Source organism: Desulfosarcina ovata subsp. ovata, assembly GCF_009689005.1.
GTDB lineage: Bacteria > Desulfobacterota > Desulfobacteria > Desulfobacterales > Desulfosarcinaceae > Desulfosarcina > Desulfosarcina ovata.
The window spans coordinates 6,758,462-6,783,324 of the sequence record NZ_AP021879.1 but is presented as its reverse complement, the minus strand read 5'-3'; the positions used below and the strand labels follow the sequence as shown (position 1 = coordinate 6,783,324).

At 58.9% G+C, this 24,863-nt stretch carries 19 protein-coding genes; 5 read left to right on the top strand and 14 right to left on the bottom strand.

Going from position 1 to position 24,863, the window contains the following annotated elements:
* Positions 1-38 precede the first annotated feature (38 nt).
* Positions 39-1,778, top strand: coding sequence for an aldehyde ferredoxin oxidoreductase family protein (locus GN112_RS29765; RefSeq protein ID WP_155313474.1), 1,740 nt, complete (start codon positions 39-41; stop codon positions 1,776-1,778).
* A gap of 107 nt (positions 1,779-1,885) precedes the next feature.
* Here GN112_RS29765 and GN112_RS29760 read toward each other — a convergent pair whose 3' ends face one another.
* From GN112_RS29760 to GN112_RS29735, 6 genes are all read right to left on the bottom strand, one after another.
* The gene (locus GN112_RS29760) at positions 1,886-2,197 is read right to left on the bottom strand and encodes a hypothetical protein (protein WP_155313473.1); all 312 of its coding nucleotides are present in this window, start codon (positions 2,195-2,197) and stop codon (positions 1,886-1,888) included.
* Positions 2,198-2,371: 174 nt separating this feature from the next.
* On the bottom strand, positions 2,372-3,088 hold the full coding sequence (locus GN112_RS29755; RefSeq protein WP_155313472.1) for a hypothetical protein: 717 nt from the start codon (positions 3,086-3,088) through the stop codon (positions 2,372-2,374).
* Between the two features lie 187 nt (positions 3,089-3,275).
* Complete coding sequence (locus GN112_RS29750) at positions 3,276-3,800, bottom strand: hypothetical protein (protein WP_155313471.1); 525 nt, start codon at positions 3,798-3,800, stop codon at positions 3,276-3,278.
* A 5-nt stretch (positions 3,801-3,805) separates the two neighbouring features.
* The gene (locus tag GN112_RS29745; RefSeq protein WP_231717171.1) at positions 3,806-5,893 is read right to left on the bottom strand and encodes an ATP-binding cassette domain-containing protein; all 2,088 of its coding nucleotides are present in this window, start codon (positions 5,891-5,893) and stop codon (positions 3,806-3,808) included.
* The gene (locus GN112_RS29740) at positions 5,868-7,862 is read right to left on the bottom strand and encodes a TonB-dependent receptor (protein ID WP_162459174.1); all 1,995 of its coding nucleotides are present in this window, start codon (positions 7,860-7,862) and stop codon (positions 5,868-5,870) included. Before GN112_RS29740 ends, GN112_RS29745 begins: the two co-directional genes overlap by 26 nt.
* A gap of 210 nt (positions 7,863-8,072) precedes the next feature.
* Positions 8,073-8,342, bottom strand: coding sequence for a hypothetical protein (locus GN112_RS29735; RefSeq protein ID WP_155313468.1), 270 nt, complete (start codon positions 8,340-8,342; stop codon positions 8,073-8,075).
* Positions 8,343-8,466: 124 nt separating this feature from the next.
* Here GN112_RS29735 and GN112_RS29730 point away from each other — a divergent pair, with 124 nt between their 5' ends.
* On the top strand, positions 8,467-12,144 hold the full coding sequence (locus GN112_RS29730) for a response regulator (protein ID WP_155313467.1): 3,678 nt from the start codon (positions 8,467-8,469) through the stop codon (positions 12,142-12,144).
* Between the two features lie 42 nt (positions 12,145-12,186).
* Here the strand turns inward: GN112_RS29730 and GN112_RS29725 are convergent, their stop codons facing one another.
* The 7 genes from GN112_RS29725 to GN112_RS29695 form a co-directional block, all read right to left on the bottom strand.
* Positions 12,187-12,897, bottom strand: a complete 711-nt coding sequence (locus GN112_RS29725) for a winged helix-turn-helix domain-containing protein (RefSeq protein ID WP_162459173.1) — start codon at positions 12,895-12,897, stop codon at positions 12,187-12,189.
* Positions 12,898-12,958: 61 nt separating this feature from the next.
* The gene (locus GN112_RS29720) at positions 12,959-14,173 is read right to left on the bottom strand and encodes an ABC transporter permease (RefSeq protein WP_231713983.1); all 1,215 of its coding nucleotides are present in this window, start codon (positions 14,171-14,173) and stop codon (positions 12,959-12,961) included.
* Positions 14,170-14,889: an ABC transporter ATP-binding protein gene (locus GN112_RS29715; RefSeq protein WP_155313465.1), complete on the bottom strand. Its 720-nt coding sequence runs from the start codon at positions 14,887-14,889 to the stop codon at positions 14,170-14,172. The genes GN112_RS29720 and GN112_RS29715 overlap by 4 nt, the downstream gene beginning before the upstream one ends.
* A gap of 4 nt (positions 14,890-14,893) precedes the next feature.
* Positions 14,894-16,210, bottom strand: a complete 1,317-nt coding sequence (locus GN112_RS29710; RefSeq protein WP_155313464.1) for an efflux RND transporter periplasmic adaptor subunit — start codon at positions 16,208-16,210, stop codon at positions 14,894-14,896.
* Between the two features lie 5 nt (positions 16,211-16,215).
* Positions 16,216-17,697 carry an efflux transporter outer membrane subunit gene (locus tag GN112_RS29705; RefSeq protein WP_155313463.1) on the bottom strand — a complete coding sequence of 494 codons (1,482 nt, stop codon included), beginning with the start codon at positions 17,695-17,697 and terminating at the stop codon, positions 16,216-16,218.
* Entirely contained in the window at positions 17,678-18,550 is an 873-nt protein-coding gene (locus GN112_RS33885; RefSeq protein ID WP_155313462.1) for a hypothetical protein, read from the bottom strand. The genes GN112_RS29705 and GN112_RS33885 overlap by 20 nt, the downstream gene beginning before the upstream one ends.
* Before the next feature lie 16 nt (positions 18,551-18,566).
* Complete coding sequence (locus GN112_RS29695) at positions 18,567-19,202, bottom strand: SH3 domain-containing protein (RefSeq protein ID WP_162459172.1); 636 nt, start codon at positions 19,200-19,202, stop codon at positions 18,567-18,569.
* Positions 19,203-19,492: 290 nt separating this feature from the next.
* Here GN112_RS29695 and GN112_RS29690 point away from each other — a divergent pair, with 290 nt between their 5' ends.
* Complete coding sequence (locus GN112_RS29690; RefSeq protein WP_162459171.1) at positions 19,493-22,714, top strand: S8 family serine peptidase; 3,222 nt, start codon at positions 19,493-19,495, stop codon at positions 22,712-22,714.
* Positions 22,715-22,917: 203 nt separating this feature from the next.
* Here GN112_RS29690 and GN112_RS34660 read toward each other — a convergent pair whose 3' ends face one another.
* Positions 22,918-23,058 carry a hypothetical protein gene (locus GN112_RS34660; protein WP_231717170.1) on the bottom strand — a complete coding sequence of 47 codons (141 nt, stop codon included), beginning with the start codon at positions 23,056-23,058 and terminating at the stop codon, positions 22,918-22,920.
* Here GN112_RS34660 and GN112_RS35485 point away from each other — a divergent pair.
* Positions 23,005-23,250: a protease complex subunit PrcB family protein gene (locus GN112_RS35485; protein ID WP_414736156.1), complete on the top strand. Its 246-nt coding sequence runs from the start codon at positions 23,005-23,007 to the stop codon at positions 23,248-23,250. The two genes, GN112_RS34660 and GN112_RS35485, sit on opposite strands and share 54 nt — an antisense overlap.
* Positions 23,251-23,422: 172 nt before the next feature.
* Positions 23,423-24,859 (top strand): ATP-binding protein, encoded by a 1,437-nt coding sequence (locus tag GN112_RS29680; protein ID WP_155313458.1) that lies wholly within the window; start codon positions 23,423-23,425, stop codon positions 24,857-24,859.
* The last annotated feature ends 4 nt before the right edge of the window (positions 24,860-24,863 follow it).

The following is a 24,863-nucleotide window of genomic DNA, read 5'->3' as shown; positions in this document are numbered from 1 at the left end:
GGGGTGGGCCGGCCAACCCCTCTTAATAGGAGATGCTGATGGACAAAATTCTGCGAATCGACATGGGCGCCCCCGGGGGACCCAAGGCAATCATAGGTCCCTTGGGGCCCTATACCGGAATGGGGGGGCGAGGCATGACCTCCATGGTGGTTTATGAAGAGGTCCCGGCCGACTGCCACCCCCTGGGGCCGGAGAACAAATTCGTTATCGCCCCGGGCATGGTCACCGGATCGCCGGCGTCCACATCGGGCCGTATTTCCGTGGGCTGCAAAAGTCCGCTGACCGGCGGCATCAAAGAGGCCAATGCCGGTGGCCAGGCCGGCCAGGTGCTGGCCCGGCTGGGTTATGCGGCCATCATTCTCGAAGGCGCGCCCGCTGCAGGCGCAATGTATAAAATCGTGATCAACGCCCAGGGCGTGGAGATCAGCGATGCCACCCCCTACCAGGGGCTGCGCAACTATGACCTGGCCGAGAAGATCAAGGCCGAGTACAGCGACAAAGTGGCCATGATCAGCATTGGTCCGGCCGGAGAGATGCGCATGGCCGCAGCCTCGGTGGCAGTTACCGACCGCGAATTCCGCCCTGCCCGGCACGCCGGCCGGGGCGGCGTCGGAGCGGTCATGGGCGCCAAAGGCGTCAAGGTCATCGTCATTGACGATACCGGTATGAAAATGCGCAAGCCCAAGGACCCGGAACGGTTTAAGGCGGCCAACAAACAGTTCACCCAGGGCCTGCGCCAGCATCCGGTCACCGGCGAGGGGCTGCCCACCTACGGCACCAACGTGCTGACCAACGTGGTCAACGAGGCCGGGGCCTATCCGGCGTTCAACTTCAGCCAGGGCCAGTATGACAAGGCGTCCCTAATCAGCGGCGAGACCTTTGCCGAACTGCAAATCCGGCGCGGTGGCAATCCCACCCACGGCTGCCACCGGGGCTGCGCCATCCAGTGCTCGGGCATCTATGTGGACAAGGACGGCAACTTCCTCACCAAACAGCCGGAGTACGAAACCGTCTGGTCCCACGGAGGCAACTGCGGCATCACTGACCCGGATGCCATCTGCCGTCTGGACTTCCTCGATGACGACATCGGCCTGGACACCATCGATATGGGCGCCGCCATCGGCGTGGCCATGGAAGCCGGCATCATTCCTGTTGGCGATGCCGAAGGGGCCATCCGCCTGGTCGACCAGGAGGTGGGCCAGGGAACGCCACTGGGCCGCATCCTGGGAGGCGGCGCAGCGTCCACGGCCAAAGCCTTCGGTATGGAACGCGCCCCGGTGGTCAAGGGCCAGGCCATGCCCGCCTATGACCCCCGTGCCGTGAAAGGCGTCGGCGTCACCTACGCCACCAGCACCATGGGTGCCGATCACACGGCCGGCTACGCCGTGGCCACCAACCTGCTGAAAGTCGGCGGTGACGTGGATCCCCTTTCTGCCGACGGGCAGATCGAACTGTCGCGCAACCTGCAGATCGCCACGGCGGCCCTGGACGCCACCGGATTCTGCCTGTTCATCGCCTTCGCGATCCTCGATCAGCAGGAAACCTTCGATGCCATGGTCGAAATCATCAACGGCATGTTCGACATCAACCTGACCGGCGATGACGTGGTGGCCCTGGGCAAAAAGATTCTCTCCATGGAGCGTGATTTCAACAAGAGAGCCGGCTTCACCGCGGCCGACGACCGCCTGCCGCGCTATTTCCGGCGCGAGGCGCTGACGCCCCACAATGTGGTTTTCGATGTGACCGACGAGCAGTTGGATTCATTGTACAACTGGTAGACCGACCCAACCTGAAGTGCCCCGTTTGCTGATTTCCGGAGTGACGCGAGAAGGGGGGGCGTGGCGGCGAATCGCAGCTTTTGCGGTTCGCCGCTTTTTTTAGGTTTTTATGCGGGAATGAACCGAATATCCAACTCCTCGGTATCCGGCTTCGGGATCAGTTCGAAGCGGCCACAAGGTTCAATCGTGAATTTCCGATCTTCCGCCACCTGACACAGTTGGGTTTCCAGTTTCTGTGCTGCGTCGGCCTCACAATCGACGTTGAAAAACAGCTTCAGGTTATTCGGATTGTCATCATCAAACTTGATCAGGAACGGACTGTGTTCGACAAAGACCAGGTCATCATAGGCATAGGTGACGTCCAGGCCGATTTCATTGACAATTTCTTTGGCGATTCCCAAGGGTCTGAAATGCGTCATTGACGGCTCCTTGCGTGTGATCCCGCTGAACCCGGAGGCGGTCTCCGTTCAAACGGAACTAACGTTTTGTTGATGGGGTCAAACTTGTTAAAAAAAACACCACTACCGGATGGTCCGATTCATATCCAATAGCACGCCTGCGGGAAGAACCGCAAGCAGCCACCGACGTTGATTCTAATGGTGCTGCTTGGTATTGATGGCGCGCCAGCAACCGGGGCCGTCGCTTTGCACCGGCAGAACCGCCCCCCCACCCCACAACCGGGGCCGCAACCAATTGCGGGTATCGACCCAATCGGCCGGACCGGGCACCAGGGCATTGCGGTCGATGGAAAGGACCCGGATCTTCCGGGATTCCAGATCGGCCACGCGCACAGTGGTCCCAAAATCACGCAGGCCGTTGAATTCGATAAAACGGCCGCTCCACCCCGAAAGGGTCAGGCCCACCCCGGCTGCCGCGCCGATGATGCCGTCCTGAGTGCCGCCATGGCCGGATAGATGGGCGCCGTTCACTGCCGCCATGGCCGCCTTCTGACTGACGATCTTTGAACAGGCCAGCCGGCCAAAATCCATAAGCTTATCGAGGTGGCCGTTCTTTTCGGTGACCACGCATAGACCGGGATCGCTGCCCACCATGAAATGTTCGCGGATGTGGTCGGCGGCCAGATCGATGAGAGCATCCACGATCCCTGGTTCGGCCACGTCAAGAATCAGGCAGGCGGAGCTATTCTGGGAAGTAAACGGAATCCCTTCCATTACCGGGAGCTGCTGGCGCACCACCCCGTTCAGCACCACGCCTTCAGGCAATTTATCGGCAAACCAGCGGGCCAGCTTTCCGGTGCCCCGGTCGGCACCAGCGATATCCGTATCGTCGAATCCAACGTATACAAGCATTGTTCTGTTTCCTTATCTTCAATGGAATTAGGCGATTTCTGTCAAAAAATATACCCGTCTGCTTGTCTTTTCATCCGTCTTCTACGTTGGGCTTTTCCACACATAGCCCCACTATGCGTAAAAAAGCCCGCCTTGAATACGAATGAAAATCATGCGCATCCTGGTATATTCTTTTCCGCCAATCGCCTTAATGGCCGTTGATAACGCCGTATGCCCTGAGTTTGCGAATCACCGCCGGAACCAGCATCCCGCCGGCCGTGCCAAACAGCACATTGCCAGCCGATTTGATCATGGCGTGCTGCAACAGGATATCCATATCCATCCCGGCCAGATAATCGACCAGGCAGTCGCTGAGGAATCGGGTGGCGGCAGCCGCGGCCGCAGTGATGAGACAAAGCGAAACGGAGTTGAACAGGCCGGGAATCATGCCGGCCATCAGGTCGACCACCAAACCGGGAATGAGAAATTTGACCAGAATCAGCGGGCCGCCCTTGCCCATCCCCAGGATCACGGCCATGACACCGGCCAGTAATGCCGAGGTACTGGCAGCCAGACGGTGCTGAACACACCCCCGCGCAATTAAAAGAAAAAATAAAGTAAAAAACATGCTGTGCCCCGGAATCTTCAAATGAAGCCGCAGCACCGCCTTGGCGGAAAGGATGAAAACCGCGCAAAATCCTAAGAAGAGGGCATCTTTCAGTGAAAGCTTCATAGTTATCAATCTCCGGGCCAGGCCGTCCGTTTGGGGTGAATTCCAAAATCCCTGGCCGTTGCCGCCATGGCGATGTCAGCAGACAGGGAAAGGGTTTTGATCAGGGTCGGCACCATCAGGCAGTACAGCCAGTCCGGCCAGTAGCGGGGCGATTTCAGATCGCCGGTCAGAATCCGGGCGCCCCGGAACACCTGGGCTTCACGGATCTGTTGCATTTCACCAAGCAGCAGGGGAAGAAATCGCAGGCAGGTGGCGGCCACGAACGCGATGCGCGACGGCAGAAAGCGGCCCAGCGTGCGTACGATCCGGGATTGGGTGTTGGCGGACATGAAAATCAATCCCGGCCAGAAAGCCATAAAAAGCTGCCCGGCCACCTGAACACCGGAAGCGATGCCCTGGGGAAACCCGAAACGGATGCCATAGAGCAGGACCACAAGCGCCGTTTGCCAGAGGAACAGGACCGCCCCTTTGCGCAGAAGGCGTAACGGCTGCGGGCAAAAAACAAGTGTCAGCAGCAGATTAACAGCGGTCAGGGCGACCAGAAAAATCCCAGACCGGGCGGCAAATGCCAGCATGGAAAGCGAAACACAGACGGCCAGCATAATTCCGGTGCCGAGCCGATACCGCGCCTTGGAGCGGTGGGGCGGTTGCCTGACGCTGACCGGTTCGTCTCTCTCCGCTCGCCGGTCGGCAGGGTCGGGCAGCGTGATGGTCCGATCAACCCACGGGTCAAGGCCGCCGGCTTCGTGGGAAGTCCAGACGACCGTCGTGCCATGGGCCTCCGCCTGTCGGCTGACTGCCGAAACGACCAGCCGCGCACACTTTTTGTCCAGGCCGGCAAACGGATCGTCCAGCAGAAGAATTTCCGGGTCGCCGGCCAGCACGGCAGCCAGTCCAACCAGGTGCGTTTGTCCGTAACTGAGCTGATGCGGCGACGCGTGCAGCAGGCCCGTCAGTCCAAGGCAATCGAGCAGATCGTTGACCTTGCTGTCGATCTCGTCTTCCGGGGTGCCGTTGCGTCTGGCGGCAAAGGCGACTTCGTCGAACACCGTGGTTTCGAACATTTGCTTGCGCGGATCCTGAAACAAAATGGCCAGCCGACCACGCAGGCGTGACGGGCGGGGCGGGGCGCCCAGCACCGTCAAAGTGCCGTCGAGGGGTGCCACCAAACCGGCCAGCGCACGGATCAAGGTGGTCTTTCCGGCTCCGTTGGGCCCGTATACGGCGATTCGTTCTCCATGACGGGCGCAGAAAGAGATCCCGGACAGATTCAGACCGTTTGGCCCAAGGGCCAAACGCAGATCATTGACGCGCACAACGGGAACCTCACTGCCCTCGGTGGCGGGCCGGCCGCCTGCGCCCGGCGCAGCCAAATTCATCACCGGCCGGCCATGCGCCGGGGGACCGGTTTCGCTGAGCCGGCCGGATGCATCCAGACACCAGAACCGATCAACGACCGTCTGAATCGGTTTGGGGCGATGATCGCAGATCAACACCGCCCGGCCAGATCGTTTCAGGCGCCGGATGATGGCCAGCACTTCCCTTCGCCCTTTGGGATCGAGCTGCGCCATCGGTTCGTCCAGCATCACCAGGACCGGTTCCATCACCAGCAGGCCGGCAATGCAGGCACGGTACTGCTGCCCCATGGAAAGGGCGTCCACCGAATGATTCAATGACCGCCGGAGCCCCACTTCGGCCAATGCCGCCCGGACCCGGTCAGGCATCTCGGAGGGCGCCACCCGATGGTTCTCCAGGCCGAAGGCCACCTCGGCCCCCAGGCTGGTGCACAGCAGTTGGGTTTTCGGATTCTGCCGAACGAGGCCGACACCACTGCCCGCGCTTGCGGCATCCGAACCGGTATGAATCGCCAAGGTGCCGGATTGACGCCCCGGCGGCAACAGGCCACGGATAGCCAAAAGCAGCGTACTCTTGCCCGCTCCGGTCGGTCCCTGCACCAGATGGCACTGGCCGGGACCGATGGACAGAGAGATCTCCCGAAGCACCCAGTCCGTCATACCCGGATAGGCATAGGCGAACCGGTCCAGGCGAACCACCGGACCGGATGCATTAGAACCGGTACTCAACGCCACCATAGACGGTCTGTCCGGGCTGTGGCAAACCATAGCTCTCTTCGTAATCTTCGTCGAACAGGTTGTCGGCGCCAACGTATATCTCAAGGCCCGATGCGACGATCTTTTGGCTGAGCTTGACGTTGACGACGGTAAAATCGTTCAGCTTTTTCTTTTCCAAAGGATCTTCATCGTCCTGGTCGTAAAAATACTGGTCGGCCACATATTTGAGGGAGGCACTGGCCGTCAGGCCGAAGTCGAATCGATAGCGGCCGTCCACAGAGACCGTCCACTCCGGACGGTGCTGCAGTTCGTCACGCTCGGAATCGTCGGAACGGTCTTCGGTTTCCAGCCAGCCCACCGCCAGGCGAAGTCTCAGCGCATCGATGGGTTGAACGATCAGGTCTGTCTCGACGCCGTGGAACCGAAGGTCCTGGTAGTTTTTGTTCATTTCGTTCGGATCACTCTCATCTTTTTCGATGAAATCCTCGGCACGAATGATAAAACCGGTCACGCCCAGCGACATGCCATAGGGCAGCATCTGGCGGATGCCGGCCTCGTAGTGCAGGGTCACCTCGGTATCCAGGTCCGGGTTAGCCGAATCTCCGTCGTAAAGCTGTTTGACCGACGGAAAACGGATTTTACGCGCATGGTTGGCCTTGACTCGGGTAGCGTCGGTGAGGTCGTAGCTGACTCCCACCAGGTAGGAAAAATCGTCGTCGCTGCCACCGCTGTCTTTATCCTGAAAATGGTGACCGTAGCCGACAACGATGCCGGCACGATCGCCCAGTTGATGTTCGTACTCGAGGGCCACTGAATAAATTTGGATATCCCTTTCATCGGAGTAATCCTCGGTACTGCTTTTGCCGACACTGAAACCGTCGACATCCCACTCGTCGTTCTCCGCGGTCAGTCCCAGGGTGGCGTTGCCGACGGTTCCCACATGGTAGCGCAGCTGCGTACTGGCCCCGTAAATCTTCATATCCGTGTTCTGGTGGTAGGCACCTTTCTTGTCCTGGGTCGAATAGGTGTCGTCATCATAGCGATTCTCTTCGATCTCCGACTGGCTGAAAAAGCCCCATCCACGCCACTCAAAAGGACCTGCGGTCTTGTGGTCAATGGCCACCTGGACCAGGGAGGTTTCCAAATCGTCGATGCGCTCATATTTGGGGCTCTTGGTAAATGGATCGGCATCATCGGAATTGGTCACCGCCGGTTTTCCGTTTTCACCGGTCGTATGACTGACGGTCAAGCCCAGCTGTGTGCGTTCCCCCAGGCGATAGCTCGTGTTGCCGAACAAACTGGTGCGTTCCCGGTCGCTGTTTGCCCGGTAGTCACCGCCTTCTGCATCCGTGTCATCAAAATCCCGAGACAGGGTAAATTTGTCGCGATCATAGGCATTCACTCCCAGGTAGAAATCGGCCTTCTCCCCGCCCCCGGAGAGACTGGCTTTTCCCAGGTAGCGTTCGCCTTCACCGATTTCACCGCCAACCGTGCCATGCAGGCCCCGCTTTCCGCTTTTGGTGATAATATCAATGGCCCCGCCATTGCCACCGGGACCGTAAAGCACCGATCCGCCGCCGGTGGTCACCTTGATTTCGGAGATAATCTCAGCCGGAATCAGCGTGGGATCGAACTGGCCGTCATAGGTGTCCACCACGGGGATGCCGTTGAGAAATAACGGCACATGGCGGGTACGAAACCCGCGGATATCGATTCGCGGAGAGCCCTCGGCCCCCTCGCGGACAATCAGGCCGGGAACCAGTTCGAGAGCTTCATCCAGGGTTCGGGCCCCCTGGTCCTGGATATCTCGCGCCGTGATACGGTGCACGGTTCCCGCCGACTCTACAATGCTTTCGGACTCCCCCGAGACAACAATTTCCGCCAGACGATACGCCCCTTCATGGGAATCTATTTCTTCCGCAACAGATCCACCCGGCCAGGATAGTGCCATCGCCAAGACCAGTAAGCCACCAACTACAGGTTTCTTCATCATCTTCTCCAAGTCATTTATCGTAATCAATGGTTTTAATCGGAAGGAAAAATACTTGTACGAACCGAGGGATACCGTAAAAGCGTAACAATCCTTACCAAAAGCAACCTTCCCCGACATTTTTATCAGCGGTTCTTGTATATAGATTTTGTTTATGCGTCAATGATTGTGATGCCGATTTAATAAATAGCGAGGCAAGCGGATAAAAGCTTACGCAAAAATACCGATTCCAACACAACCGCCAACACCCCAACAACTGACGGCATGGGTTGAATCAACCGACGGACCCACGGCTTCTGCTGAGCCCCCATAAGAAAAGGGCTCAGCAGAAGCCAACCGCCAAACCCTTTCCGGATGAATCGAAAGGAGCAGCGCGGCTTTTAGGCGATTGGCGGAAAAGAATATACCAGGATGCGCAGGATTTTCATGCGATTGCCCTGGTCTTTCAAGAATTTCCCCTGTTTCCATTTCTTCTGGCATGCTGTATTGGTTAGATTTCGCCGCGATAATGGAAATGGTACCGACTGCTGCAAGCTAGACAAATCGTTCAAACGCGTCTTGAAACTGAGATTGGCCGGGAGGCGAAAAGAGGAGTAACAGGTCCATGCAACGGTATACCCCGGGTATTCGCTCAAAACTGATTGCTATTTTTATTCTGATCAAAGTTCTCCCGCTGATTGCCCTGGCCTGGTTTGCCTGGGAGGAAATTTCCAAACTGACCGAGGCCATCGAAAAAAAAACGGTCCAGATGGCGGAACGCACCCATGACGTGGTCAAGGGGGTTACCGATCTTTCCACCGAGAACTCCATCCAGGCACTTGACGAAAAATCCCGCGAAGCCATCGAACGGTTGACCACCGACACGGCTGCCCGGGTGGCGGCGTTTCTTTACGATCGTGACCGGGACATTCAGCTGGCGGCCCGGTTGCCGATCGACAGGTCCCAGTACCGCAACTTTCTGAGCTCGCATTTCCGGCCTGTCATCCTGCACCGCCCCTGGAAAATGGACGCGCTGGGAGAGCGTTGGATTCCCGCCGAAGCGCCGGATGGTGATTCGGGCAAAATCATTACGGCCGGCAACGATGACAACCGCCGGGATTTTCACTACCGGGCGCCGGATCGTGACGGTATCATCGACAACCGGCCCCTCTACCTGGAAATGACCTTCATTGATCCTGCCGGCCGGGAACAACTCAAGGTGGGGACCTCTCCACTGCTGCCGCACGCCTGCCGGGATGTGTCCGATCCGCACAACACCTACTGCCGGGCGGAAACCTATTTTCAGGCCCTTAAACAGCTCAAGCCCGGAGAAATCTATGTTTCCGAGGTGATCGGCCCCTATGTCAGGAGTCAGGTAATCGGCACCTACAACCGAAAGGCGGCCCAAGCCCGCGGGATCCCTTTCTCACCGCAAACCGCCGGCTATGCCGGCAAGGAGAATCCGGTGGGCATCCGCTTTCAGGGCCTGATCCGCTGGGGCACACCGGTCGTCGAAAACGGTCGCATCCGCGGCTATGTGACCCTGGCCCTGGATCACACCCACATCATGGAATTCACCGACCATCTGGTGCCCACGCAAGAACGTTATTCGGCCATCTCGGATGCCGGCAGCGGCAATTACGCCTTCATGTGGGACTACAAGGGACGTAACATCTCCCATCCGCGTGACTATTTTATCGCCGGCTATGACCCTGAGACCGGCCAACCGGCCGTCCCCTGGCTGGACGAGGAAATGGCCGCGATCTGGCGCCGCGTCAATGGCTCCATGCCGGCATTCATCGACCAGGCCCCCCGGTTCAAATCCCAGGCCCTGGCCAAACGTCCGGCAGAAGCACTGACCTGCGCCGGCATGGTCGGTCTGGACTGCCGCTACCTCAATTTCGCGCCCCAATGCACGGGATGGTACAACCTTACCCAGGAAGGCGGATCAGGATCCTTTTTGATTTTCTGGAGCGGCCTCTGGAAACTCACCACGGCAGCGGCCATCCCCTACCACACCGGTATTTACGGACAGCATCCACGGGGGTTCGGATTCGTGACCATCGGTGCCAATGTCGAAGAATTCCACCGCGCCGCCGTGGAAACGGCCAAAACCATCCAAACCATCGAGGCCGACTATGCCGGCAAAATAGAAGAGGAAAAGAGAGAAAACCAGCAGATGATGCATGCTTCGTTGCAGAAAGCGTTCCGTCATCTCAGCCTGTATACGGCCCTGATGATCGTCTGCGTCATTCTCATCGCCATATTCATGGCCTCGACCCTGACCACCCGCATCACCAAGATGATCCACGGCATTCGCCGGTTCCAGCAGGGCGAACGTGGCCATCGCCTGAAGTTTACGTCCAACGATGAAATGGGGCAGCTGGCCCAGGCCCATAACGAGATGGCCGATACCGTCCAAACCCATATTGCGGATATCGAAGCGGTCAATGCCAGGCTTAAAGCGGAAATCGGCCAGCGCCGGCAAGCCCAGGCCGATCTTGCGGAGCACCGCGACAACCTGGAGGTTCTGGTCAAAGGCCGCACCCGGGAACTCGAGCGGGAGATCGTCGAACGCAAGCGGGTTGAACAGACGCAACGCGAAACCGAAAGCCGGCTCAGGGAACAGAACCAGGCGTTGCTGAATCTGGCCGGTCAGGATATTTTGTACGGTGGAGATTTTGACCGCGCCCTGGACGCCATCCTGCCGGCAGCGGCAAAGACCCTGAAGGTTCAGCGCTGCGGTGTCTGGCTGCTGAACGAAACCCGCACGACCACCCTCTGCAAAAAAAAATGGATTGACGGCAGCGGACTGCAGCATTGCGACGACGCCCTGCATCTGGCCGACTTTCCCATCTATCTGAATGCCATCCAAAGCGGACGCACCATCGCCTCCTCGGACGTTAGCAAGGACAAGCGCCTGGTGGAATTTGCCAGTGATTACATGCCGGCCCGTGGCATTCGTTCCATTATCATGGCCCTCTTTTTCGATGGCGGTGAGATGGCTGGCCTGATCACCTTTGCCCATACCCGGGATCAGCGGTATTGGCATCTGGACGAAATCAATTTTGCCAACTCCACTGCGGACATGGTCGGACTGGCCCTGGGCACGGCCCGGCGCCGCCAGGCGATGGAAGAGAAAGCACAGCTGGAAAGTCGTTTGCGCAGGGCGGAAAAGATGGAAGCCATCGGCACCCTGGCCGGCGGTGTGGCCCACGACCTCAACAATATCCTTTCGGGGCTGGTGAGCTACCCGGAACTGCTGTTGATGCAGCTGCCCAAGGAAAGCCCCCTGCGCGAACCCATCAGGACCATCTTCAACTCAGGGCAACGGGCCGCCACCATCGTTCAGGATCTGCTTACCCTTGCCCGCCGCGGCGTGGCCGTCGATGAAGTGGTCAATCTGAACCGGATCGTCAAAGACTACCTGAGCAGTCCCGAATATGGCAAACTGCAGTCCTACCACCCCCACACCCAGATCGAAACCCACCTGGCGCCGGACCTGATAGATATTTCCGGATCTTCCGTCCACCTGGGCAAAGCCCTGATGAATCTGGTTTCCAACGCCGCCGAAGCCATCCCCCAAAGCGGCCGGATTGTCATCTCAAGCGCGAACTGCTACATTGACCGGCCTGTCAAAGGCTATGATGTGGTCAATGAAGGCGAATACGCCTCCCTGACCGTGGCGGACAACGGCATGGGCATCAGCGCCGAAGACCTGGGGCGTATCTTCGAGCCGTTTTACACCAAGAAAAAAATGGGGCGCAGCGGAACCGGGCTGGGCATGGCCGTGGTATGGGGAACGGTCAAGGATCACAGAGGATACATCGATTTTGAAAGCTCCGAGGGTGAAGGCAGCCGGTTTACGCTCTATTTCCCGGTTACCCGGCGCAAGCCGGATGCGACCCACCACCTGGCCGTAGAGGAATATTCGGGAAGCGGCGAAACCATCCTGGTGGTGGATGATGTCAAAGAGCAGCGTGAAATCGCCACAGCCATCCTGACCACACTGGGCTACCGGGTGGAAAGCGTCTCCAGCGGAGAGGCCGCCATCACTCACCTGAAAACCCATTCTGCCGACCTGCTGGTGCTGGATATGATCATGAGCCCGGGAATGGACGGCCTCGAGACCTACCGGCAGATCATCCGCCGCCATCCCGACCAAAAGGCCATCATCGCCAGCGGTTTTTCCGAAACCGCACGGATCCGCGAAGTGCTGCAACTGGGCGCGGCCAGCTACCTGAAAAAGCCCTATACCATCGAAAATATCGGGGTGGCGGTAAAAGCCGCGTTGGAGGCCTGAAAAATACGAGGAATCCGAAAAGATTCGACGTCAGGCCCCTGATCAGTGTCCGTTGCCATCGTGACCGGCAAACAGATAGCCCACTCCGCGAACGGTCTTCAGGTAATAGGGATTGTCGGCATCGTCGCCCAACTGATGGCGGATCCGGGAGATGTAAACATCCACGGAGCGGTCGAAGCCATTGTATTTTTCGTTGTAGAGCGCCTCGTACAGCTCTTCCCGGGGGACCACGCGACCCGAGCGCTTGGCCAGGTACCAGAGCAGTTCAAACTGCATGGTGGTCAGATCGATGGGCTGACCGTCCAGGGAAACGGCGCGCAAGCCGGCATCCACCACCAGATCGCCCACACGGATCTGCCGGCCGCTGGCCATGCCGTGGCTGCGCTTCAGGTGGGCACGGATGCGGGCGGTCAGCAGGGCCGGGGAGATGGGCATGGTGATGTAATCATCGGCACCCCGTTCAAAGGCCAGCAACTGGGACGCTTCGTCTGCCTCCTGCCCCTGGAAGAGGATCGGACCGCTGTAATTGGTGCGCACCATGCTGCAGACTTCGTATCCGCCGGCCAGTGGCAGATGGGTGTCCAAAAGGACCAGGTCGGGTAGACGGGTGACAATTTCATCGACGGCCTGGCTGCTGTCCGGGATGCAATGAACATCATAGGCCTTGGCGGTCAGGTAGGCGACCAGCGGGTGGGTCGGTCCGTGGTCCGGCTCGCAAATAAAAATGGTGGGACGTTTTTCGGATTGTACCATGGGATGACGATGTTCTCCTTTCCGGGAAATATCTTTTAAATCGTTCATCGATTTCGTTTGGCTATTCATATCGCAATGCCTCGATGGGATTGAGTTGGGCGGCCTTGCGGGCCGGGAAATATCCGAACGCGATGCCCACGGCACCCGAAAAAAGGAATGCCGCGGCAACGATGCCCGGTCTGAAAACAAAGGGCACGCCGATCAGCCGGGAGCCGACGGCGGCACCGCACAGCCCGGTGGCAATGCCGATCAGGCCGCCGAACGAGGCCAGCACCACGGCCTCCACCAGAAACTGCATCAGCACTTCGCGTTCCAGGGCGCCGATGGCCAGCCGGGTGCCGATCTCGCGGGTCCGTTCGGTGACCGAGACCATCATGATGTTCATGATACCGATGCCGCCCACCAGCAGGCTGACTCCGGCCACGGCACTGAGCAGGGCGGTCAGAACGGTGGTCGTGCCGGTGAGCGTGTCGATCAGTTCTTTCATGTCGCGCACATGGAAATCGTCTTCCTGGTCGGACCGGATTCCGCGGCGTTCACGCATCAGGCTCTCGATCTCGGATTTGACCGTCTCGGTGGAGATCCCGTCGGCCACGGAAACCAGGATGGTGCCCACATCGGTGGTGCCGGTCATGCGCCGCTGCAGGGTACGCAGGGGGATGATCACGATGTCGTCCTGGTCGTCGCCGAAGCTGGATTGGCCCTTCTCCTTGAGGGTGCCGATCACCCTGAACGAAATCGCCTCCAGGCGCATGGCCTTGCCGATGGGCGATTCACTCCCGAAGAGTTCCTTCTGGACCGTATGGCCAATCAGGCAAACCCCTTTGCCGGCCTTGGTCTCCGCGTCGCTGAACACCCTGCCCTCGGCCAGTTCCCACCCCTGAACGGTCAGGTAGGCATTGGTGGCACCGGTCACCGAGGTGGACCAGTTGGCACTGCCGTGGATGGCCTGTTTGGACGTCTGGGCCGTGGGCGCTACGGCGCTCAATCCGGCCACGCTGTTGCGGATGGCCGTGGCATCGGCCACCGTAAATTGATCCGAACTGCTGCGAGCCCCGCCAGGGCCCCGCATCCCCTGTCCCGGACGCACGTGCAGCATGTTGCTGCCCAGCCGGGAAATGTCACGGGTCACCTTGGCCGTGGCGCCGCTGCCCAGGGTGACCATCAGGATCACCGCGGCCACGCCGATGACAATCCCCAGAATGGTCAGCGAGGATCGCATCACGTTGCGCCGGATGGTGCGCTGGGCCAGCAGAAAGGTTTCCCAAAGCATCATGCCGCCATCCCGCTTTGAAAATCGTCGGTCATGCGCCCGTCCCGAAAATGAACCTGGCGATCGGCAAAGGCGGCCATCTCCGCCTCATGGGTGACCATCACGATGGTAATCCCCTCGTCGCGGTTGAATTTGACGAGCATCTCCATGATTTCCCGGCTGCGCACGGAATCGAGGTTTCCGGTGGGCTCATCGGCCAAAAGGACCCGGGGGTTGCCCACAATGGCCCGGGCGATGGCCACCCGTTGCTGCTGACCACCGGACAGCTCGCCGGGCGTGTGACCGGCCCGGTCCGCCAGGCCCACCGCGGCCAAGGCGTCCAGGGCTCGGGTATGCCGGGCCTTGGCCGGAACCTTGCGGTAAACCAGGGGCAGTTCGACATTTTCCAGGGCGGATGTCCGGTTGAGCAGGTTGAATCCCTGAAACACAAAGCCCAGAAAATTCCGCCGCAGCATGGCCCGCTGATCCCGCGACAGGGTCTCCACAGCCACGCCGTCGAAACGGTAGCTGCCGCTGGTGGGCACATCGATACAACCCAAAATGTTCAGACAGGTGGACTTTCCCGATCCGCTGGGCCCCATCATGGCGACAAATTCGCCCGGCTGAATTCCCAGACTGAAGCGGTCCAGCGCCCGCATGGCGGTCTGGCCCTTGCCGTAGACCTTGGAGACGTCCGTGAACGCAATCAGGGGAGAGATGTTGGAAGATCCGTTCTGCATGGCGTTATCCGTCCGTTGTGACCGTACTAACGATCAGCGGTGTTCCCGCCTGAAGCTCATCCGACGTCACCGCCGTCAGCACGCCGTCGGAAAGGCCCTTTTCCACCGGCACCGGCATGGGGTGGCCATCGCGCAATACCCAGACTGCCGGCCGGTCAAAATCCGGTGCCATCGGCGGGCCGTCGGCACCGCTTTTCCTCGCCCCGGGGTGCCGCGGCGGACCGGGCATCAGGGATGCCAGCAGCCCGCGCCCCCTGCCCTTGCCCGGAGGAGGACCGCCGGATGGTCGGGGAGGAGTAAAGCGCAAGGCCGTGTTGGGCACCAGGAGCCTGTTTTCAACCTTCTCGACGACAATGTTGGCCGTTGCCGTCATCCCCGGCAGCAGGAGCAGATCCGCATTGTCCACGCTGAGCATACAGGTATAGGTCACCACCCCGTCGTTCTCCTCGGCACCGTAACGCACCTGGGTGATCCGGGCCGCAAAGGTGCGTTCCGGGTAGGCATCCACGCTGAAATGCGCCGTCTGCCCTTCCCTCACCTGTCCCACGTCCGCCTCGTCCACATCCACCTGAAGCTCCATGTGGCGCAAATCCTCGGCCAGGGTATAAAGCACCGGTGCCTCCAGCGAAGCCGCCACGGTCTGCCCCGGTTCCACGTCCCGGCTGAGCACGACGCCGTTGATCGGGGAGTAGATCACCGTCTTGGCAAGGTCGGTTTCATCGGATTTGAGCGACGCCTTGGCCACCGCGATCGCCGCCGCCGCCGAGTCCAGCGCCGCCTCGGCGCGTTCGAAATCGGCCTCCGCCGTCTCGAGGTCTTCCAGCGAGGGCAGTTTGCCGGCGGTCAGCTCGCGGGTCTTGCGGTAGCGCTGCAGCTTTTTCAAATCCGCCTTGAGGGTCGCCTGAGCCTCCTTATGGGCGGCTTGGGCCGAAGCGACCTCGGCCTTGGACTTCATCACCGCGGCCGTGTACTTGGCATCGTCCAGGTAGGCCAGCGGCTGTCCGGCTTTCACCGTGTCGTTGTAATCGGCCGTCATGGACTTGATGATACCGGAAAGCTCACTGCCCACCTCCACCTCGTTGGTGGCTTCCAAATTGCCGGTGGCGGTCACCGTGATCACCAGATCGCCCCGCTGTACCGGCCGGGTCTGGAAAGCGACGGCGTCGGGAGCACCGCGAAATTTTCCAAAAACGATCACCATGGCCGCGCCAAGCAGCAGTACGCCGACGACGATCCAGCGTTTCAGACGCTTGCGCCGGCCAAGGGTGGCGGTCTGTTGCATGGTCTCCTGGACGGAGAGGTCCTCTTTTCTGTCAAGCATCACCATCAACCTTTATGGACACTGCCTGGATTCGGTTCGGTCGCATCATCCGGAGATTGCCAGCCTCCACCAAGCACTTTGTAAAGATGCACCAGGTCGGATAGAATCGCTCCCCGGCTCTCCACCAGCTGATCCTCGAAAGAGAGTTGCGATCGCTGGGCATCCAGCACGTCGCTGAAACCGGTCATGCCGGTGGTATATTGCTGCTGCGCCAGATCGGCCGCCTGGCTGGCCGCCTGGGCAGCGGCCTCCAGGCGCGCCTGCTTCCGCTGCTCACGATCAAGGGCCACCAGTGCGTTTTCAACCTCTTCCAATGCCCCCAGAACCGTGCTTTTGTAATTGATCAAGGCTTGCTGCTGCTGCTCCTCCTGCACCTTGATCTGGTTTCGAATCGATCCGGCATTGAAAATCGACCAGCTGAAACCGGGGCCAATAGACCAAATGCGGCTCTCGGCTGCGAACAGGTCCCCCAGGGAAAGCGCCTCCAGGCCGATAGACCCGTTCAGGGTAAATGAAGGGTAAAGCTGGGCCTCGGCCTCGCCAATGCGCGCCGTCTGGGCAGCCAGTTGACGCTCCGCCTGGCGGATGTCGGGCCGCTGGCGCAACAGATCCGCCGGCACTCCTACCGCCAGTTCCACAGACGCCTGGGGAATCGGCCTGACCCGGGCCAACTCGGCATTCAGGGATCCTGCCGGCTGGCCGGTCAGAACGGCCAGCCGATGCATGGCCTCAGCCAGGCCGACTTCCAGGTCGGCGATACCGGCCCGGGAGCTCTCCAGGTTGTATCGGGCCTGGGCCACGGCCAGTTCGTCTCCCATGCCGGCCCGGGCAAGGGCATCCAGCAGGGACCAGGTTTCCTCCATGGAGGCCACATTTCTTGTCGCCACGCCCAGCCGGGCCTGGTAGGTTCTAAGATCGATGTAATTGGCGGCCACTTCCGCCAGCAACGTAACCCTCACATCGCCCAGGGCTTCCACTTCGGCGTTGATATCGGCCTGGGCCGCTTCCACCGACCGGTGGATGCCCCCGAAAAGGTCAAGCTCCCAGGCGGCATCGAAGCCGGTGGAATAGAGTTCTGTGGTATCACTCGAATCGTCGCCACTTAATTTGGCCGATCCACTGGCATCCAGGCCGGGAAAAAGCGCACTACGGGCAATCAAGCGTTGCAATCGCGTCTCGCGCACCCGGGACAACGCATCCTTGACATCCAGGTTGTCCGCCATGGCCTGTCGGATCAGCCCGGACAGGACCGGATCATCCAGCGTCTGCCACCATCGCGCCAGGCGGGCTCCGTTCGCTGACGGCACCTGCGGGGAAACCGCCTGCCAGGCATCGGGAAGAACGAGCTCCGGCGTCACATAATCCGGTCCCACCGGCGCACAGCCGGACAGCAGAAACAGCGCAACGCCGAGCAGGACGGCCGGCCACAAGCCAACCGACGGCCACGACCAATGGCCCCGATCTGGATTAGGATCGAATCGTTGCATCGGTTTCATCCGTGTCTGACAGCAAAACTTTTAGCCAGCACGCCTTTGACGCGCCTTTCGATCCGGGACCGCTACCCTTTGGAGCCCCCCCCATGGAACCGCCACCCATGCCTCCCATCCCGCCCGGAGGCGGGCCACCCATAGGACCGCCGCGACCGCCACCCGGCTTCATCGCACCTTCGGGAGCCCCGGCGTCGTGACGGTCGTTTGTCGCCGAGCCGCTCTGGATCCCCACCCCCAAAAACTGTTGCGGACCCAGCCGGCTCAATGAGGGCGCCGCGGCAAAGGCAATTTTGAATTCATAAACCTGACGCCCATCAGCGGTCCGGCCGACACCGATATCGATACCGGATCGCCGCACCTCATCCAGGGTCATCTCCAATGGACCGGTCGTATCCTTGTAGGTAATTTTCAGCGTCTTGGGAAGTTCCATGGATGGTGCGGCCGGTGGCCGGTCAGGTCCCTCTGGGCCGATCTTTTCGGGTGGCGGCCCCTGGGGAGGCATTCCACCCTGAAAATGCCCCCGCCGTTTGCGACCGGGCAAATGGATTCCGAATGTCCTGGTCTCCCCTCCCACCGGGTCGAGCCAGAGACTCAACCCGCTCATTCCCAGCGACCGCTGAAACTCATCGTCGCAGATGGCCAGGCACACAAACAGGCTCTGGTCGTCATTGCTCACCCGTACAACCAACTGGTGCTTTTCATCCACATACTGGGCAGTCCGGGGCCATTCATCATCGGTGCCGTCGACAACCACATCGTGCGGCGGCCGGGAACTGGTGATCATCGGAGCAGCACATCCCCAGAACAAAAGCATCAGCAGCAGGCCGATCGGTAAAAAAGTCGTTTTCATCACGCCCCAACCCTAATTATCCCTGAGCGGCGGGGGCGACGGGCCGGGTGTACTGCATCATGACCCAGCCATATTGCCCGTCGGGCAGACGGACATAGTACCACCCCGCCGATGTTCCGGCGGTGACCAGCCGATCCCCCAGGCGGACCTGGGTAACCACGGGATGATCGGTGCCCGGACCGGAGCGCACGTTAAGCAGGGAAACGGTAACGGCCAGCGTTTCTCCGGAAGTGACGGCCGGGGATTGAACGGCCGCTGGCGGGGCATCGACCACCACATAGCCGCTCGGCGCCTTCTGGTAATAGATGCCGGCCAACAGGAAATAGGTAATGCCGGCAACAATCAGCGTCTCGACACCCAGGGGAAGGTGGTCAATCCGCGTGCCTCTCGGGGGTCTGACCACCCGGTAGCCCTTTGGATCATGGCGATAGTAAACCCCTTTGTGGAAATAATAATTGTCGGCACCGTGCCGCGCCCGCTGATGATCGGACGGGATCTGTTTCTGGACATTGCCTGGCTGGGGATAAGACGCCGACGGCCGGTTCATGGGGGGACCGGCCCACACCGCGCTACCCGTGGACAGGCCGAAGACCAACAGCCCGATTGTCAGATTTCGCCATCCTGTGTTCCGTTTCAAATGAAGCAGTGTCATGACTGACTCCTTTTTTCCTGTCATCCAATGTTTTTCGGATCTTTCCGCCGGGGTATCCCGATGATGCAACATGGGAGTGTATTCTGCCGCCCCGATGATGATTGTTACAATACCGTTCAATTATGTATAAAATGTGGAGAGAGTATGCGCTTTGTCGTTAAAGTGGACAACCCCCATTGAAATCAGACAAGAATCGTATATTAAATTGAAAGCATTACATGATTTGGATCAGCGACCGGTATGCTGACAATTTCTTTGAAACGGTAATCCTGAGAAAGGGAGAGGGCTCAATGTGTAGCCAACGAGAAAAGTTGTCTCTTTTCTGCGTCGAATGGGTCAAACGCTTGCCTTGGTTAATTCTCATTGTATTGGTTCTTGGTTGTGGGGGAGGAGGAGGCAATGGTGGTGACAGCGAAAAAACCGAAGAGGAAACCGGCCAGACACCAACAGCCGCTTTTTCGGTTTCCTCCGATTCGGGAGTTATCCCCTTTAGTGTCACCTTTGATGCATCGGCATCGACCGATACGGATGGGTCGATTGTTCAGTACGACTGGCAATTCGGGGATGGCGGTACCGGAGACGGCGTCAGCGTATCGCACACCTATTCGGAAAGCGGTACCTATACCGCCCAACTCACCGTTACCGATGACGACGGCCTGACCGGTACCCAATCTCGCGAAATCGTTGCCGAGGAAGCGGAAACCGATCAGGCACCGACAGCCGCTTTTTCGGTTTCCTCCGATTCGGGGGTTATCCCCTTTAGTGTCACCTTCGATGCATCGGCATCGACCGATGCCGATGGGTCGATTGTTCAGTACGACTGGCAATTCGGGGATGGCGGTACCGGAGACGGCGTCAGCGTATCGCACACCTATTCGGAAAGCGGTACCTATACCGCTCAACTCACCGTTACCGATGACGACGGCCTGACCGGTACCCAATCTCGCGAAATCGTTGCCGAGAACCAAAGTTCACAGACATACACCATCAGCGGAACCGTTACATCCGCCGAATACGTGGTGGCGGACAGCGATGTTAACGATACGAGCACCACACCTGTCAGCAACGATACGTTTGACGAGGCCCAGGCGATAACGGCGCCGGCCACGGTTAGCGGCTATGTGAATGTGGCCGGGGCAGGAAACTATGGGAATTCTATGGTTCAGGGTGATCCAGACGACTATTTTCAGGTCGCGCTCACCGAGGAGATGACCATCACCCTGTACATGGTCGAAGATCCCCAGTCTTGCGAACTGACCCTTTATCTTTACGATAGTGACCAAAGCCTCGTTGACGCCGCTGCGATCGACGACCAGAGCAGTTATACATCCTTAACAATTCCGCAGAGTGCAACCTATTTCGTCAGGGTTCAGGCGGTCTCTTATTCTACCATCCAGACCGCCACAGGCTACACCTTAACCCTGGGCAGGGGCAGTTCATCCACGGCTCAAAGCTATTTAAGACTTAGCGACGATTTCATCCCAGGCGAGGTGCTGGTGCGTTTCGAAGATCAAGCTGACGCTTCGGTTTCCGCATTCTCCGACGAAACCGGTGGTCTATCGACCATGGGCTTGACCACCGCTGCCGATGGCGCCAGTCGTGACCGGCTGCTGCGCAGATCCGGATCGATTGACCGGGCAGCCTGCTTCGAAAAGCTCGGCATCGACCAGGCCTTTGAGCGCAGCATCGCACCGGGCAAGATGGGTTCGGAAATCCAAACAAAAATGGAAACCCTGTGGCTGGTCCGGGCGGTTCGCAAGCAATCCGGCGTGCTCTATGCCGAGCCGAACTATGTTCGAAAAGCCTGTACGGTACCCGACGATGCCTATTATTCCTATCAATGGCACTATCCATTGATCAATCTTCCCGATGCCTGGGAAATCACAACCGGCAGCAACGATGTGGTGGTCGCCGTGGTAGATACCGGCGTACTGCTGTCACATCCCGATCTCAGTGACCAACTGGTGGACGGTTACGATTTCATCTCCGATGCCGACATGGCCCTGGATGGGGATGGGGTGGACGACGATCCCGACGATCCCGGAGACCAGGATAGCGTTGACGGTAGCTCTTTCCACGGCACCCATGTGGCCGGTACCATCGCCGCGGCGTCAAACAATGGCACGGGGGTAGCCGGTATTGCGTGGAACACGAAAATAATGCCGTTGCGTGCCCTGGGCTACGGCGGCGGCACCAGTTACGACATCATTCAGGCGGTTAAATACGCCGCCGGCCTGGCCACCGATTACGATGGCGTTCAGATCGATCAGGCGGTGGATGTCATCAATCTCAGCCTGAGCGGTGAAAGCTACTCACAAACCGAAGCGGCTGTCTTTCAGGAAGTACGGGAACAAGGCGTGATCGTTGTTGCGGCAGCGGGTAACAGCGGAACAACCGAAAAAATGTATCCTGCCGCCTACGACGGTGTGATATCGGTAAGTGCCGTAACCATTGACGAAACCATCGCCTCCTACTCCAACACCGGCTCGACGATCGATATCGCCGCCCCGGGGGGGTCGTCAACCGACACCAATGGGGACGGATATATGGATGGTGTGTTAAGCACCATTGGAGACGATAGCAGTGGGACGATCGAAATGGGTTATGCATTTTCCATCGGCACCAGTATGGCGGCACCGCATGTCTCGGGTGTGGTTGCTTTGATGAAGGCGGTCTATCCGGAAATGACACCGGATGAATTCGACGCACTGCTGCAAGGGGGATACCTGACCCAGGATCTTGGCGATACCGATTGGGACAGCCAGTTCGGATACGGCCTGATCAATGCCTATAAGGCCGTTTTGATCGCCCAAGAGGGCCAGAGCAGTGGCGGAATCCCTGCGATTCTCTCTGTGAGCCCGGACAACTTGAGTTTCGGATCGACTCTCAGCAGTGCTACGGTCACGGTTGAAAACGGCGGTAACCCGGATGAAGAACTGACGATTATCGGCACCACCACTGATGCCTCCTGGCTTTCCGTCCAACCTTCCGGCGATGTGGACGAACAGGGACTCGGCACGTACACGGTCTCGGTGGATCGCGACGGCCTTGCCGACGGAACCTACAGCGGCAACATAACCTTCGAGTCGAGTGAAAATCAGGCGGTCGTTTCAGCCGTTATGCAGGTGGGAACCACGACGGAGACATCAGATGGCGGGTATCACTATATCCTGCTGCTGGATGCGGATACCAATGAGACCATGGCACAAGTTGACAGTGCGGGGGACAATGGTGTTTACACTTACAGCTTTTCGGGTCTTTCCTATGGCGATACGTACGTGATCTACGCCGGTACGGATCCCAACAACGACATGTATATCTGCAGTGAGGGGGAAATCTGCGGGGCCTACCTTTCGCTCGACGACCCCACGGTGTTGACCGTTCAGTCCGATATGGAAAATATCGATTTCTCGACCGATGTAATCGTCAATATGTCCAGCGCCGCCATCGCAGAAGAGGCGCTGGACCGGTTACCGCTTCAAGTGGGAAAGTTGAAAGGTGTCGTAAAATGAAAAATGGAAATCGCGGCGCTTGGATTCTGGCCGGCCTGGCGGCGATGGTCTTCTCCGGATGCGTGGCAGCGGCCGATCCGCCTGCCCCCTTAACGAATGCCCTTTCCGCCGTCGTCCTGGATAGTGGCCGACATTGTCTGCCGGCCAGTGCAACCTGGAAGGCCACGTGGATAACCAATCATAATCGGCTTCTCCAATTTGTATCACGCTGCCGGGAAAATCAGATAGGAACCGGTACAGCCGCCCTTGCCCCGGTCGATTTCAATCGTTTTGGTGTACTGGCCATTGAAATGGGACAACGGCGCACCGCCGGTTACGGTATCGATGGGGCATCGGCGAGGCACTCCCCTGCCGACCGGACCCTGGTCATCACCCTGACCTGCCGTAGGCCGTCACCGGATAAATTGGTCGCTCAAATAATGAGTAGCCCCTGGATATTAATTCAACTTCCCCTTGGGTCGTATGGAAAAATTGCGGTAAATGATCAAGACACCCAACTGCTTACTCAGCTTAGGATCGGGGATGAAATTAATTGACCGTAATTGCGCCGGGCTTGTGTTCGTCTTCAAGGCGCATCAACGGTTGCATACTGGGAGTATGTGGCCGTTGATGCAACGCGGAAGACGGGCGCAAGAACAAGCAATTTCGTTTAATTAATAAAATTCCCGATCCTTACCATAGAATAATGTTCAGAGTGGATTAACGACAATGCGCATCAATTTATCACTTAAGCTGTTCGCGGCCTTTTTTCTTATCCTGGCGATCACAGTGGGTGCCATGGCCCTATCGCGGCATCTGTTCGCTGTAAATTTCAAAATTTATTTCAACCAGATAGAAAAAAACAAACTGGAGCGACTGGCCCCCAAACTCAAAGCCGCCTACCAACACCACAACACCTGGGCGGATGTGGCAAGCAACGCACAGTACTGGCAAAAACTAATGCATGAGGATTTCAATTTACATGAATCCCCGCCCCCCCCATTACGAAACAATTTCCCATCCGAAAAATTCCACATGCAAAACGATCCTGCCCCGCCACCGGCCCCCATTCCTGGCGGGCCTCCAATGGTATTATTATCAGACGCAAAGCTGAAACCGTTAATTGGAAACCCAGGACCGGATGACAATCGACAGCTCGTTTCCATCGAGGTGGACGGCCAAGTCGTCGGCTGGCTTGGCCTGCATCGCCACGAGCCTTTTAAATCCGGTCCGCCGGCGGCCCTGTTGGCCCGTAACACGCGACAGTTCTACCTGCTCGGTGGGGCGGTCATCGGTCTGACCGGGCTGATTGCGTTTCTCTTCTCACGGCACCTGATCAATCCGATCCAACGGCTGACCCGGGTCACCCGGGAACTGGCGCAACGTAATTTCGCGGTCCGTATCGCATCGACCACCGGGGATGAGCTGGGCCAGCTGGCCAAGAACTTCAACATCATGGCCCAAACCCTGGAGGACTACGAAAAAATGCGTCTCCAGTGGCTGACCGACATATCCCATGAGCTGCGCACCCCCCTGTCTGTTCTGCGCGGAGAGATCGAAGCCATCCAGGATGGCATCCGCGAACCGACCCCCCAGAACCTGGCCTCGCTGTATGCGGAGACCCTGCGGCTCAACAAGCTCGTCGAAGATCTGCACCTGCTCTCCATGGCCGATTCGGACCGTCTCCAATTGAGCCGGCAGCCGGTTTCACCCTGCCGTGTGATCGAAACGATCATGGAGACATACCGGGACCGGTTTGAACGGAGTCAGCTCGAAATTGAATGGGAACCGGGCCCCGATGCCGACAGGGCCTATATCCAGGGCGATGCGGATCGCCTGGCACAGGTTTTTACCAATCTTCTGGACAATGCTCTCAAGTACGTCAAGGCACCCGGCCAAGTGAGAATATCGGGCCAGGCCGACGGCCAGTGGCTGACCGTCACCTTCCAGGACTCTGGTCCCGGAGTGCCCGAAGATGCGCTGCCACGGTTGTTCGACCGCCTGTACCGGGTGGATCCGTCACGCAACCGCGACACCGGCGGCAGTGGCCTGGGGCTCTCCATCTGCCGTAATATTATCAAGAATCATGAGGGTCGGATATGGGCTGAACAAAGCCCGCTGGGCGGCCTGGCCATCGGCATCAGCCTGCCGCTGGCATCCCAATAACCTT

Coding starts and splice junctions, on each gene's coding strand:
- GN112_RS29765 (WP_155313474.1), top strand. CDS start 39: ATGGACAAAATTCTGCGAATCGACATGGGCGCCCCCGGGGGACCCAAG.
- GN112_RS29760 (WP_155313473.1), bottom strand. CDS start 2,197: ATGACGCATTTCAGACCCTTGGGAATCGCCAAAGAAATTGTCAATGAA.
- GN112_RS29755 (WP_155313472.1), bottom strand. CDS start 3,088: ATGCTTGTATACGTTGGATTCGACGATACGGATATCGCTGGTGCCGAC.
- GN112_RS29750 (WP_155313471.1), bottom strand. CDS start 3,800: ATGAAGCTTTCACTGAAAGATGCCCTCTTCTTAGGATTTTGCGCGGTT.
- GN112_RS29745 (WP_231717171.1), bottom strand. CDS start 5,893: ATGGTGGCGTTGAGTACCGGTTCTAATGCATCCGGTCCGGTGGTTCGC.
- GN112_RS29740 (WP_162459174.1), bottom strand. CDS start 7,862: ATGAAGAAACCTGTAGTTGGTGGCTTACTGGTCTTGGCGATGGCACTA.
- GN112_RS29735 (WP_155313468.1), bottom strand. CDS start 8,342: ATGCCAGAAGAAATGGAAACAGGGGAAATTCTTGAAAGACCAGGGCAA.
- GN112_RS29730 (WP_155313467.1), top strand. CDS start 8,467: ATGCAACGGTATACCCCGGGTATTCGCTCAAAACTGATTGCTATTTTT.
- GN112_RS29725 (WP_162459173.1), bottom strand. CDS start 12,897: ATGGTACAATCCGAAAAACGTCCCACCATTTTTATTTGCGAGCCGGAC.
- GN112_RS29720 (WP_231713983.1), bottom strand. CDS start 14,173: ATGATGCTTTGGGAAACCTTTCTGCTGGCCCAGCGCACCATCCGGCGC.
- GN112_RS29715 (WP_155313465.1), bottom strand. CDS start 14,889: ATGCAGAACGGATCTTCCAACATCTCTCCCCTGATTGCGTTCACGGAC.
- GN112_RS29710 (WP_155313464.1), bottom strand. CDS start 16,210: ATGCTTGACAGAAAAGAGGACCTCTCCGTCCAGGAGACCATGCAACAG.
- GN112_RS29705 (WP_155313463.1), bottom strand. CDS start 17,697: ATGCAACGATTCGATCCTAATCCAGATCGGGGCCATTGGTCGTGGCCG.
- GN112_RS33885 (WP_155313462.1), bottom strand. CDS start 18,550: ATGAAAACGACTTTTTTACCGATCGGCCTGCTGCTGATGCTTTTGTTC.
- GN112_RS29695 (WP_162459172.1), bottom strand. CDS start 19,202: ATGACACTGCTTCATTTGAAACGGAACACAGGATGGCGAAATCTGACA.
- GN112_RS29690 (WP_162459171.1), top strand. CDS start 19,493: ATGTGTAGCCAACGAGAAAAGTTGTCTCTTTTCTGCGTCGAATGGGTC.
- GN112_RS35485 (WP_414736156.1), top strand. CDS start 23,005: ATGGGACAACGGCGCACCGCCGGTTACGGTATCGATGGGGCATCGGCG.
- GN112_RS29680 (WP_155313458.1), top strand. CDS start 23,423: ATGCGCATCAATTTATCACTTAAGCTGTTCGCGGCCTTTTTTCTTATC.